This is a genomic window from Variovorax sp. KBW07, assembly GCF_003852515.1.
GTDB lineage: Bacteria > Pseudomonadota > Gammaproteobacteria > Burkholderiales > Burkholderiaceae_C > Variovorax.
Genome location: NZ_QAJK01000005.1, coordinates 1 through 12,237, shown reverse-complemented (window position 1 = coordinate 12,237; position 12,237 = coordinate 1). Strand labels below are relative to the sequence as shown.

The window sequence follows — 12,237 nt, the reverse complement described above, 5'->3', positions numbered from 1 at the left end:
TTCATCACTTCGGCATGCCGCCGCAGCGCACGGGCAACGGCGCCGGCAGCGAAGCTACCGGCCGGGTGTCGGCCGGCATCGGCTGCACGGCCAGCCAGCCGGCGACCGCGTTGATGTCGGCGGTGGTCATGCGACGGCCGATGTCGGCCATGCAGTCGGGCGCCAGCGCATGGCGCTCGTTGGTGAGCCAGGCACCGAGCTGCGAAGACACGTACAGCCGCGGCAACCCCAGCAGGCCCGGAATGGCCGGCTGCACGCCCGTGAGCGCCGCGCCGTGGCATTGCACGCAGGCCGGCACGCCGCGCGCCGCATCGCCTTCGAGCACCAGCTTGCGGCCACGCTGCAACTGCTCGGGCGTCGCATCGCTGAGGGCGGAAATGGGCGGGTACGGCAGCTGCAGGCCGGCGAAGTACTCGGCCATCTCGCGCAGGTAGGCGTCCGAGAGGTGCTGCACCATGTAGGTCATGTCGCTGTTGAAGCGCCGACCGTCGCGAAAACTCACGAGCTGGTTGAACAGGTAGCCGGCCGGCTTGCCCGCCAGGCGCGGAAAGTAGCCGGCGTTGGTGGTGGCGCCCTCGCGGCCGTGACAGGCAATGCAGGCGGCCACGCGCTGTTCGATGGTGTCGGGCACGGTGGCGGGGGGCACGGTGGCGGCGGGCGTTGCCGCATTCGCCAGGCTCGCCACGCTGATCAGGCCGGACACCAGCACGCACAGCAGCGCGGTCGCGGCCACCCGGAGGCGGTGCCTCATGTGCCGGCTGCGAAGTGCGCCAGGCCCAGCAGGCCCGCGATCAACAGCAGCACCATGACGAGCGCGACACCGATCAGCGGCAGGATGCCGACCTGCGCGGTGCGCTTGTCGGCGTCGGCGCGGCGGCCGCCCAGCCCGATGAAACTCCAGAGAACGGCGCGCACCGCGCGCAAGAGATTGGACATGGGGTGGAGTGTCGCCCAGGCGAGCCAGAAAAAACAGATGCAGATCCGCCTCGATTCACCGGAGCAGATAAAGTCGCTGCGAATGAAAACGACCGCGCGATGAAGCGTTACGAAGCCCTGGCCGCGGACATCGAGGCCTCGATCCGCAACGGCACCCTGAAGACCGGCGACCGCCTGCCCTCGGTGCGCCACACCGGCCAGAGCCGGGGCGTGAGTGCGTCCACTGTGTTCCAGGCGTACTACCTGCTGGAGGCCCGCGGACTGGTGCGCGCACGCGACCGCTCGGGCTACTACGTGGCCGGCGGCGGCCTGCGCGACGCGCCACCCGAATCGACCCTGACCTCGCGCCCCGCCGACGGCCCGATGTCGCTCGACGTGAGCGACCAGGTGTTCGACATCCTCGAGGCCAGCATGTCGCGCAAGGTCGTGCCCTTCGGCTCGGCTTTTCCGAGCCCGCTGCTGTTTCCGCTGGCGCGGCTCGGGCAGTTCATGGCCGCCAGTGCCAAGTCGCTCGACCCGTGGAGCACGGTGGACGACCTCACGCCCGGCAGCGCGGCGCTTCGGCGCCAGATCGCGCTGCGCTACCTGGCCGACGGCATGCCGGTGCCAGCCGATGAAATCGTCATCACCAACGGCGCGCTGGAGGCGCTGAACCTGTGCCTGTCGGCCGTCACGCGGCCGGGCGACGCGGTGATCGTCGAATCACCCACCTTCTATGCCGCGCTGCAGGCGCTGGAACGCATGGGCCTGCAGGCCATCGAGGTGCCGACGCATCCGGGCGAAGGCATCGACCTGGCCGCGCTGGAGCTGGCCATCGCGGCCCACAAGCCGCGCGCCTGCTGGCTCATGACCACCTTCCAGAATCCGCTGGGCAGCCTGATGCCCGACGCGAAGAAAAAAGCGCTGGTCGAACTGCTGGCGCGCCACGAACTGCCGCTGATCGAGGACGACGTGTACGCCGAGCTCTACTTCGGCGACCGCCGGCCGCCTCCGGCCAAGGCCTTCGACACGCAGGGGCTGGTGCTGCATTGCGCTTCGTTCTCGAAGTGCCTGGCGCCGGGCTACCGCATCGGCTGGACATCGGCCGGCCGCTTCGCGCGCAAGGTGGCGCGCCAGAAGCTCACCACCACGTTGAGCACCTCGGCACCGGCGCAACTGGCGCTCGCGGCCTACCTGGAAAAAGGCGGGCTCGACAAACACCTGCGCAAGCTGCGCCAGACCCTGGCGATGCAGCAGGCCACTTTCGCGCAGGCGGTGGGGCATTACTTTCCAGCGGGCACGCGCGCCACACGGCCGCTGGGCGGCTACTTCCTGTGGGTCGAGCTGCCGGCGCACGTGAACGCGCTCGACATCCACCGCAAGGCGCTGGAACTCGGCATCAGCGTGGCGCCGGGCCCCATCTTCTCGGCCACGCGCGCCTTCAGCAACTGCCTGCGGCTGAACTACGGCCATGCGTGGGACACGCAGAGCGAGCAGGCGATGCAGACGCTGGGCCGGCTGGTGGCCGAAGCCGCCTGAATCGGCACGAAGTACTGCGAAGTACGGAGAAGTACCCGGCCCCGTCAGGCCACGGCGAGCGTGCGAACGCGCCGCAACCGGAACAGCAAGAAGGCCGCGATGCTCACGTTCACAAGGTTCCAGCCGATGCCGTTCAAGAAGGCCGCGTGGTAGCTGCCGGTCAGGTCGAACACCTTGCCCGACATCCAGCCGCCCAGCGCCATGCCGAACAGCGAGAACATCAGCACCGTGCCCACGCGCGCGCCCGCTTCGGCCGGCGGGAAATGCTCGCGCACGATGATCGCGTAAGAAGGCACGAGGCCGCCCTGGAACAGCCCGAACAGCGCCGAGATCACATACAGCGGCACCAGCCCGTCGAAAGGCAAAAACAACAACAGCGCCACGCACTGCAGCACGCCGCCCAGCATCAGCGTGCGCAGCCCGCCGATGCGGTCGCAGATCGCGCCCGACACCAGCCGGCTCACGATGCCGAAGCCCAGCATCAGCGACAGCATCATCGCGCCCTGCGCCGGCCCATAGCCCAGGTCGCCGCAGTACGCCACGATGTGCACCTGTGGCATCGCCATGGCCACGCAGCAGGCCACGCCCGCCACGCACAGCAGGCCCTGCGCCGTGCCCATGCTCAGGCCGAAGGGCCGCGTCAGGTCGCGAGGCAGTGCGGTGCTCGATGCGTTGGCCTTGGGCTTCACCTCGGCCAGCGCCGGTGGCCGCGCGCGGAAGCACAGCGCCAGCAGCGCCATCGTGATGCTGCAGAAAATGCCCATGCCGATGTAGGTCTGGCGCCAGCCCACGGTTTCGACGAAGTGCTGCGCAATCGGGGGCCACACCGCGCCCGCCAGGTAGTTGCCGCTCGCGCACACCGCCACCGCGATGCCGCGCCGCTTGACGAACCACAGCGAGGTGTCGGCCACCAGCGGCGCAAAGGCCGCCGAGCTGCCGAGCAGGCCGACCAGCAATGCCTGCGCGATGGTGAACGACACGATGCCGCCCGACATGCCCGTGGCGATGTACCCCGCCGCCAGGAACACCGAGCCGAACAGCAGCGGCCACATCACGCCGACACGGTCGGCCAGCTTGCCCATCAGCACGCCGCCGAAACCGAAGCCCAGCATCAGCAGGGTGTAAGGCAGCGAGGCATCGGCGCGCGCAATGCCGAACTCGGCCTGCACGGCCGGCAGCATCACCGACACCACATACATGCCGCTGCTGCCGACCGTCATGATCAGCAGCGTGAGGGCCAGGCGCACCATCGCGTAGCGCGAATCCGCCTGATGGGCGGTTGTCTCGTGTGTCGTCACTGTTTTTCTCCCCGCCGGGAATGGCCGGCGCATGTCGTGTGGCATTCTCGCGGAAGACCGCCGCCGGCCTGCTGCCGGCCTTCTTTCCAGCACGCCACATCACCGAAGCAGGACTTCCATGACCCTCCAGCGCACCGGCCATCGCTACCGCGACGTCGAGACGGGCAAGACCCTCGACGTCTGGTTCCCCACGCACGCCACCTTCAACCACCGGCGCTGCCTTGCCGAGAAGGTCGGACTGATCGCGGGCGACACGGTCGAAGTGCGCATCGAATCGCTCGATGCGCCGCCGCTGTCGACCGAAGATGCCTACCTGCGCCTACACCTTCTGTCCGAACTGGCGGTGCGGCCGAACGAGATCAACCTCGAAGGCCTGTTCGGCCTGCTGCAGAATGTGGCATGGACTTCGGCAGGCCCGGTGCTGCCATCGAAGGTCGATGAACTGCGGCACCTGGTTGCGCCGGAATACCACCACCTCACGGTGCCGTCGATCGACAAGTTCCCGCGCATGAGCGACTACGTCGTGCCGACCGGCGTGCGCATTGCCGACGCCGACCGCGTGCGGCTGGGTGCGCATCTCTCGCCGGGCACCACCGTCATGCACGAGGGCTTCGTGAACTTCAATGCGGGCACGCTGGGCGAGTCGATGGTCGAGGGGCGCATCACGCCGGGCGTGACCGTCGGCAAGAACTCGGACATCGGCGCGGGCGCGTCCATCATGGGCACGCTCTCCGGCGGCGGCAAGACGAAGAACGCCATCGGCGAGCGCAGCCTGCTGGGCGCCAACGCGGGCATCGGCATTTCGCTGGGCGACGAATGCATCGTCGAGGCGGGCCTGTACGTGACCGCGGGCACCAAGGTCAAGCTGCCGGATGGCAGCGTGGTGGCTGCCCGGACGCTGTCGGGCAAGTCAGGGCTCCTGTATCGAAGGAACAGCCAGAGCGGGGCTGTCGAAGTGCTCGAAACCAATGCGAAGCGCTGGGGCGGATTGAACACGACGCTGCACAGCAACGACTGATGCGTGCGAGCGAACGGAACGCATGAACGTCGTCTACAGAAAAGCCATCCCCGAAGACACGCCCGCATGCCTCGACCTGAGAGGCAAGACCCGGGAGAACGCCTTCTCGGTCGAAGAACTGAAAGCCATCGGCATCACGCTGGAGAGCTGGCAGTCCGCCATCGCCGACGAATCCCTGCCCGGCTACGTGGGTCTGGTCGATGGCGAGTTGGCCGGCTATTGCTTCGGTGATCGCGAGACCGGCGAGATCGCTGTGCTTGCACTGCTGCCGGCCTGCGAAGGCAAAGGCATCGGCAAGGCGCTTCTGAGCCTGATGGTTGAAGAATTCAAGGCGCTGGGTTTCAAGCGACTTTTTCTCGGCTGCTCGTCCGATCCGAAGGTCCGGTCGCATGGGTTCTACAGGCGGCTGGGCTGGAAGCCCACGGGCGAGATCGATGCGGCGGGCGACGAGGTGCTGGAGTACCGGCCTTCCCAGGAACGCACAGTGGACAGCTTCATCCCGCCTGCGCCAGGCGGGCCGCTCCAATCCGAATTCGAAGCGCTCGTTCACGATGTCCGCGCCACGCTCGTGTCCGAAGTGGGGCCGCTGCTGGACGGCATCTACCTGTATGGCAGCGTCGCGAGGGGAACCGCCGAAGCAGGTTCTTCGGATCTCGACCTGACTCTCGTGTTTCGCGATCCGCTGACTGCGCAGGACAGCGCGACAGTGGAAGCCGTGCGCAAGGCGCTGGAGGCGCGGCACAGCGAAGTCGTGAAGATCGATTTCGACATCGGCAGCCTCGCCGAGGCACTCGCGCCCAAGAACCTGTACAGCTGGGGATACTGGCTCAAGCACCACTGCCGCTGCATATGGGGCAACGACCTGGCGCCGCACTTCGAGCGATTCAAGCCCTCGCGCGACATCGCCCTTGCAGTCAATGGCGACTTCGGGGTGGTACTGCGGAGCTACGCGGAGCGCATCGATCAGGCGAACGATTCCATCGAATTGCAGCGCTTGCAGAAAGAAGCCTCCCGCAAACTGATACGCGCAACGAACATTCTTCGCGCGGACGAGGACAGCACATGGCCCCAGACCCTGGAAGACCATGCCTGGCAGCTCCTGCAGCGCCACCCGTCGGTAAAGCCGCAGATCGACTTCTTCCTGTCTCACGCCCGAAGCCCCACCGCTTCGGGCGAAGCATTCGGCCATCGCCTGCGGGCCTTCGTGGACTGGATGGAAAAGGAGAACGCCACCCGATGAAGCGCCTGCATGTTTTCGCAAGCCTGTTATGGCTCGGCACGGCCCTCTCTTCGGCCCACGCAGCGCCATCGAGTTACCAAGAGCTGCACAGCAACCCCGAGCGCGCACTGCCGATGCAGCCTGCCTGGCAATTGCAGCCGGTGGACGCCGCAGCGCCGCCGTGGGAAGACATCTTCGTTTTCACCCTCGGCATCGCTCCCGAGCTGATGGCGCGGTCGCGCTGGCTGAGCCTGAATCCCGGCCAGCACGGCGAACGCGCACCCGCGCTGTTCGACACCCTCGACGGGCGCGCGCTTTTCCTTTCTCCTGTTGCCCGCAGCTTCTGCGACGGCCGCTGGCGGGCCGTGTGGCTGGAAAGGATCGGCATCAACACCGCGCTTCAGCCCATGCACAAGGTGTGGCTGGTGGAACGAAAGCCCGAAGGCGGGCAGCGCACCACCGTGGCCTACGGGCGCGTCGATGCGCAAGGCCGGTGGGCCGTGCCGCCCGTGAGCTGCGATGGCAAGGACACCACGTCCATCGACTCGCCCACGGCCCTCTCCTACCTGATGCCCGGTGACTCCGCGCATGCCGAGTCCGACCTGCGGGTGGACACGGTGGCCGGACAACCCGGCTTGCGCGATGCGCGGGGACAGTGGCGCACGCCGCCGCCGCAACGCGACGTCGCGACCGCGCAATGGATGCGCGACAGGCAAGAGCCGATTCCACCCGGCTCCACTGCCACGGGCCTTGTCGATGCACGGGGCCGCACGGTGATCCCGTTCATCTTCAGCGCGCTGCCCGACGCGACAGCCCAGCGGCGCATCCGCCTGTGCACCGCCGCCGGACAGGACCGCCAGCCCGATGCCGGCACGCCGCGCATGTGTCGCTGGCAACGGCTGCGCGGCAGCAGTACCGATGCCGCACTGCAACCGGTCAAAGACCCCGACACCGGCCGATGGGGCTATCAGGATGCGCAGGGCCAATGGGTGATCGCGCCGCAGTTCCAGGCCGCGCGCCCATTCCGTCACGGCTATGCCGTGGTCACCGGCACGTTCCCGCAGGACTGGCGGCCACCGGGGTGGCAAGACGACCGGCCGATCATCCGGAAACTCCAGCGCGTAGGCCGGCACTGGGTGGCCGAAGCCATGGTGCGCAACGCCTCCACCGGCGGGCAGTGGGCGCTGCGCCACGGCCTGCTGAACGACGCGGGGCAGTGGCTTGCTCCCGTGCCGGAACCCACGCTGCACGTCACCGTGCTGGTTCCGCCCGGAGGCCGCAGCAGCCACTACGCCGGCATGCTGGCCAGTCACCTGCCCAACCTGCTGGGGCGCGGCGTGCAGGTCGATCACGTGCTGAAGGCCACCGAGGCCGACTACCGCCGGCTGATGATGGAAGGCGGCAACGCGAAGGTCTTGCTCGCTGCAATGCGATTGCCGCGCGGCGGCATCGAAGGCGTGCACCAAGGTCCGCCGATCGATGCGCTGATGCAGTCCCTTCGTCCCGTCACGCTGCTGGCCTCGCAGCCGCTGGTGCTGGCCATCGACAGCACCAAGGCCGACACGCTGGGCATCCACGGCATCGACGACCTGCTCGCCTACGCGCGGGCCCACCCCGGCAGCCTGCGCATCGGCACGGGCGAAGACGGCTGGACAGGGCACCTGGCCTTCGGTCAGTTCCGCGCACTGAGCGGCGCCGACGTGCAGCGCGTGGTCTTCAAGGGCATGTATCCCGATTCGGACGTCATCACCAAGGAGCATGCGGTGGACCTGTTGTTCGCGCCGGTGAACGGCGTCGCGGTCGCGGTGCGGCGCGGCCAGTTGCGTGTGCTGGGCACCACCGCCGAGGCGGCACGTCCGCAAAGCTTCGAGGGCACGCCGTGGCCGACGCTGGCCTCCAGTGCGCCCTTGGCCGGCTTCACGGCGTATGACCGCTTCAGCCTCTGGGCGCCGGCGAATTCGGAGGCCGCGGCCAATCGCCTGTTGCAGGAAGCCGTGGAGCAGGTGCTTGCAACGCCCGAGGTGCTGAAGCAGCTGCAAGACCTTCAGGTGGTCGGTGGAGGCGGCTCGCCGGAGAGCTTGCTGGCGCTGGAAGACGAAGAGCGCGAACGCTGGGCACGCGCACTCTCGGCACCGTCGTCGCCGCCGGCGCGTTGAGTGGCCTGCCTGCCGGTCAGCACACCGGCAGCGTGGACACCACGACGCTCACCGAAGCCTTCGGCACCGGTCCCCCGGGCTTGGGCTTGTCGTCGCAGGCCGCCGTCAGCAGGCCGAGACAGAACAGAAGAACAAAGGCTGTGCTTCGCATTCGACGGATGCTATGCCCGCGAAGCCGCGCGTCAAGTCGGACGCCGCGCCGTGCCGCGCGGCGCCGCCCGCTGTTTCCTCAAGCCGCGTCGGCAGGGGTCGGGCGCTCGCCACGCTGCAGGCGACGCTCGATGTCTTCCAGCACCTGCGGCAGGTCGGCCACGCTGTCGATCACGTAGTGCGCACCGGCGGCCTCGAGTTGCGCGGTCGCGGCCTCGCGGTGCGATTGCTGCTGCGCCTCGTCGAGCGCCGTCCATTCGGCCAGCGTGAGCCCCACCGAGTTGCCGCTGATCGCCAGGCCCACGGCCCAGGTGCCCGCGTTCAGGCCTTCCTGCAGTCCCACGCCGGTGTCGTCGACCTTCACCACGGTGTGCGGCGGCCACACGCCCAGGTCGGCGAAGCAGCGGTACATCATGAGCGGCGACGGGCGGCCTTCGGCCAGGTCGCCACCGCACACGAGGTTGTCGGGTGCATAGCCACCGGCCGCGGCGATGGGTGCGACCACTTCCATGATCGGGCGGTTGTAGCCGGTGGTAGAGCCGATCTTCAGGCCGCGCTGGCGTGCGGCGTTCACCGCTTCGACCGCGCCCGGGATGAAGTCGGCATGGTCGCGCGCACTCGCGGCGTTCATCGGCGTGAACACTTCGTAGAGGCGGTCGACATCGGCGTCATTGAAGGCGTGGCCATGCCTGGCCTCCCATTGCGACGCGATGCGCGGCAGCGAGCCGAGCGCCTTGATGTGGTCCCACTTGGCCACGCCCATCGGGCCGCGCGCTTCGGCAATGGTGATGTCCACGCCGAACTGTTCGAACAGCTTCACGAAGGCGCCCATGGGTGCGCAGGAGCCGAAGTCGAGAATGGTGCCGGCCCAGTCGAAGACGACGGCCTGGAGCTGGGAGTGGTTGTGTGCGTTCATGGCTGCAAGGATCAAAAAGAGGGGGGGGTGAAGGCAGGCGCGGTGCGCCTCACCAGGCGTCGAAAACGTCGTGCGCAATGCCGAAGCCGGTGCTGGCCCCGCTGCCGCTGGTAACCAGCACCACGCGCGTGGCATCGTCGGGCGCGTCGATCACGCAGGGCGTGGTTTTCGACGAGGGGTAGACGCCGGTCCAGCGCTCGGTCACTTGCGCGGTCTCGATGTTGAGCGTGCCGCGCAGGTGCCGCAGGATGAGCTGGTCGACCTCTTCCATCGCGAAGGGCTCGGGCGCGTCGCCGTAGTGGTGCGAATCGCCGACCACCAGCGAGCCATCGGCGCTCTGCACCACGATCAGGTGGATGCCATGCGCCAGCGATTCGGCCTCTTCCTCTTGCAGCCGGGCACGCAGCGCGGCGGCTTCGGGTAGCGTGCTGTAGCCCTCGTAGCGCACCAGGCTCAGGTCGGTCATCACCGAGCCCGGCAAACGGAATCCGGCCTCGGGCTTCACGCGCAGCATCTGCAGGCGGCACAGGGTGAGGCCGTGTGCAGCAATGCGGTCGGCGAACAGGCCGTGCAGTTCGGTGTTGGTGCAGACCACCACGCGCTCGCCGCGCAGCGTGCCGCGCGAGGTGCGCACGCGGGGTGTTTCCACCTCGTGCACGGTCTCGCCGAAACGGAACACCACGCCATGCACTTCGGCCAGCCACTTCGCGAGCAGGCCGATGGCGGTGCGCGATTCGACGCGCAGCTCGTGTGGGCTGAACAGCACCGAGCGCACATCGGCCAGGCTCAGCGCCGGGGCCTTGGCCTGCGCGTCGGTGGCATCGAGCAGTTCGCAGGCCTCGCCCATCGGCGTGCGCATGAAGGCCTCGAGCACCGCATGCGCCTCGGGGCGAGAAGCCGCGAGCCAGAGGTTGCGGTGCACGATGTCGATGCCCGCCTGCGGGGCGATCTCGTTCCACACCTGGCGCGCATGCATCGCGCGGCGCCATGCATCGCCCGGCGCCTGGCCGGTGATGGTGATGAAGCCGAAGTTGCGGATCGACGCGCCAAGGCAGGCCGCATCGCGCTCGACCACGCACACCTTCAGGCCGCGCAGCGCGGCGGCGTAGGCATGGGCCAGGCCGACGATGCCGGCACCGACGACGATCAGGTCGAAACTGTCTTTGCTGGCCGAGAGTGAGGGTGAAAGCGGGGGTGAGGTTCCGGGCACTAACGGTTTCTCCACATCTGGGTGCGCTTGAGCGCCCAGTGCCCGGCCAGCGCGAACACGCCGCGGCCGACGGCGGCCGTGAGCATGATCAGCGAGGCCATGGCGGCGGCGGGCGCCACGTCGCCGGCGTCGTCCATGTTGAGCACGGCGATGGCCGCCAGCGAGGTCTGCGGCGAATAAAGGAACACGACGGCCGACACGGTCGTCATCGCGTTGACGAAAAAGTAGCCGCCCACGTTGAGCACAGTCGGCAGCGCCACCGGCAGGTGAACGCGCCACAGCGTGTGCCAGAACGGCACGCCCATCGACTCCGACACCAGTTCGTACTCGCGATCGAGCTGGCGCAGCGCGGTGAGCGACGTGAGGTGCGCCACCGAGAAGAAGTGCGCCACCGTGCACACCACGAGGATGGTCATGCTGCCGTAGATGGCGCGCAGCGGGTTCGACGGCGAGATGAAGAAGAAGATGTAGCCCACGCCCAGCACCAGCCCCGGCACCGCGAGCGGCAGGTTGGCCAGCAGGTTGAGCAGCTCGCGCAGCAGGCCGAAGTGGCGTGGTTTTTCGACCAGGTAGGCCGAGACGAAAGTGACCAGCGCCCCCGCCACCGCCGCGCACACGGCCAGCCGCAGCGAGTTGAAGTAACTGCCCCAGCCCCCGCCGTCCATGTTGCTGAAGTCGTAGTTCTTGAACGACGGCACCAGGTTGTAGGGCCAGTAGGTGGCAAGCGATGCAAACACGGCCATGCCGATCATCACGAGGATGGCGCAGGCCGTGAGCCCGCAGAACACCAGCAGCGCGCGGTCGCGCACCTTGACCGGTTCGGGCTGGTACGGCGTGGCGCGCGCGGACAGCGCGGCGGCCTGCCTGCTGCGCACGCGGCGCTCGATGAGGAACGACAGCACCGCCGGAATCAGCAGCACCAGGCCGACGACCGCGCCCATCTGGAAGTTCTGCTGCCCCACCACCTGCTTGTAGATGTCGGTCGCGAGCACGCCGGTCTGCCCGCCGACGACCTTCGGCACGCCGAAGTCGGTGATGACGAGCACGAACACCACCATCGCGGCAACGATGAGTCCGTAGCGCGAGGACGGCAGCGTGACGGTGCGGAAGATGCGCCAGCGCGAGGCACCGAGCGTTTGCGCGGCCTCGTAGAGGCGACCGTCGGAGGTGGCCATGGCGGTGGTCAGGATGAGCAGCGCATGCGGCAGCGTCCAGAACACCGAGCCGAGCACGATGCCCAGCGGCCCATAGATGGAAAGATCGCCCAGCAGGCCCTTGAACAGCCCCTGGTTGCCGAACAGATAGACGAGGCTGATGGCCGGCAGCAACGAAGGCGCCAACAGTGGAACGAGTGCCACGGCGCGCAGCAGGCCCTTGGCGGGCATGCACGAGAGGGTGAGTCCGTAGGCATACACGTAGGCGATGGCGGTACAGATGACGGCACTGATGGCCGCGAGGCCGAGGCTGTTGAAAGCGGACTGCACCAACGCGGGACTGTCGAGGTAGCGCGCAAAGTTGGCGAGGCCGACGAAGGCGCCGGCGCGGTCGAAGAAGCTCTGGCCGACGAGGGCGCTAACGGGCAGCGCGACGATCACTGTCAGCAGCAATACGACCAGCAAGACGGCGGCGCCAGTGAGCCAGCGCTCGCGGTCGAACGCGCTGCTGCGCGCCATCGTCACGGGCACTATGGCGATGGCATCGGGGGAACTGCTCATATCTGCTTTTCTAACGCGCTGTCGCGTGGCTTGGACTTGCGATGCTGTGACGCGGGAGCGGGGGCGGGGTCATTCGGGGTGCGTGCGAATGACACCGGGTA

Annotated in this window: 11 protein-coding genes; 4 read left to right on the top strand and 7 right to left on the bottom strand. The window is 68.0% G+C overall.

All coding sequences use genetic code 11. The features are described from left to right. Window positions 1-4 precede the first annotated feature (4 nt). Together DBV14_RS01105 and DBV14_RS01100 are read right to left on the bottom strand one after the other, a co-directional pair. The gene (locus tag DBV14_RS01105; protein ID WP_124457352.1) at window positions 5-751 is read right to left on the bottom strand and encodes a cytochrome c4; all 747 of its coding nucleotides are present in this window, start codon (window positions 749-751) and stop codon (window positions 5-7) included. Further along, a complete protein-coding gene (locus tag DBV14_RS01100; protein ID WP_124457351.1) occupies window positions 748-936 on the bottom strand; it encodes a DUF2970 domain-containing protein in 189 nt (62 codons plus the stop codon). The genes DBV14_RS01105 and DBV14_RS01100 overlap by 4 nt, the downstream gene beginning before the upstream one ends. Window positions 937-1,035: 99 nt before the next feature. On the opposite strand from DBV14_RS01100, the gene DBV14_RS01095 reads away from it, so the two are divergent. Then, complete coding sequence (locus tag DBV14_RS01095; RefSeq protein WP_124457350.1) at window positions 1,036-2,454, top strand: PLP-dependent aminotransferase family protein; 1,419 nt, start codon at window positions 1,036-1,038, stop codon at window positions 2,452-2,454. A gap of 44 nt (window positions 2,455-2,498) precedes the next feature. Here the strand turns inward: DBV14_RS01095 and DBV14_RS01090 are convergent, their stop codons facing one another. Further along, window positions 2,499-3,752 carry an MFS transporter gene (locus tag DBV14_RS01090; protein WP_124457349.1) on the bottom strand — a complete coding sequence of 418 codons (1,254 nt, stop codon included), beginning with the start codon at window positions 3,750-3,752 and terminating at the stop codon, window positions 2,499-2,501. Window positions 3,753-3,870: 118 nt separating this feature from the next. Here DBV14_RS01090 and DBV14_RS01085 point away from each other — a divergent pair, with 118 nt between their 5' ends. Genes DBV14_RS01085 through DBV14_RS01070 form a run of 3 tightly spaced genes read left to right on the top strand, consistent with a single transcriptional unit; the run spans window position 3,871 to window position 8,145 of the window. Further along, on the top strand, window positions 3,871-4,770 hold the full coding sequence (locus DBV14_RS01085) for a DapH/DapD/GlmU-related protein (RefSeq protein ID WP_124457348.1): 900 nt from the start codon (window positions 3,871-3,873) through the stop codon (window positions 4,768-4,770). Window positions 4,771-4,792: 22 nt separating this feature from the next. Further along, window positions 4,793-6,010, top strand: coding sequence for a GNAT family N-acetyltransferase (locus DBV14_RS34130; RefSeq protein WP_311732659.1), 1,218 nt, complete (start codon window positions 4,793-4,795; stop codon window positions 6,008-6,010). Beyond that, window positions 6,007-8,145 carry a tripartite tricarboxylate transporter substrate-binding protein gene (locus DBV14_RS01070; protein WP_124457347.1) on the top strand — a complete coding sequence of 713 codons (2,139 nt, stop codon included), beginning with the start codon at window positions 6,007-6,009 and terminating at the stop codon, window positions 8,143-8,145. Before DBV14_RS34130 ends, DBV14_RS01070 begins: the two co-directional genes overlap by 4 nt. A 16-nt stretch (window positions 8,146-8,161) precedes the next feature. Here the strand turns inward: DBV14_RS01070 and DBV14_RS33725 are convergent, their stop codons facing one another. The 4 genes from DBV14_RS33725 to DBV14_RS01055 all read right to left on the bottom strand — a co-directional run bounded on the left by DBV14_RS33725 (window position 8,162) and on the right by DBV14_RS01055 (window position 12,136). Beyond that, entirely contained in the window at window positions 8,162-8,296 is a 135-nt protein-coding gene (locus tag DBV14_RS33725; RefSeq protein WP_260396769.1) for a hypothetical protein, read from the bottom strand. A gap of 78 nt (window positions 8,297-8,374) precedes the next feature. After that, entirely contained in the window at window positions 8,375-9,211 is an 837-nt protein-coding gene (gene phnX / locus DBV14_RS01065; protein WP_124457346.1) for a phosphonoacetaldehyde hydrolase, read from the bottom strand. A 49-nt stretch (window positions 9,212-9,260) separates the two neighbouring features. Continuing rightward, window positions 9,261-10,421 (bottom strand): TIGR03364 family FAD-dependent oxidoreductase, encoded by a 1,161-nt coding sequence (locus DBV14_RS01060; RefSeq protein WP_124457345.1) that lies wholly within the window; start codon window positions 10,419-10,421, stop codon window positions 9,261-9,263. Beyond that, window positions 10,421-12,136, bottom strand: a complete 1,716-nt coding sequence (locus tag DBV14_RS01055) for a putative 2-aminoethylphosphonate ABC transporter permease subunit (protein WP_124457344.1) — start codon at window positions 12,134-12,136, stop codon at window positions 10,421-10,423. The genes DBV14_RS01060 and DBV14_RS01055 overlap by 1 nt, the downstream gene beginning before the upstream one ends. Between the last annotated feature and the right edge of the window lie 101 nt (window positions 12,137-12,237).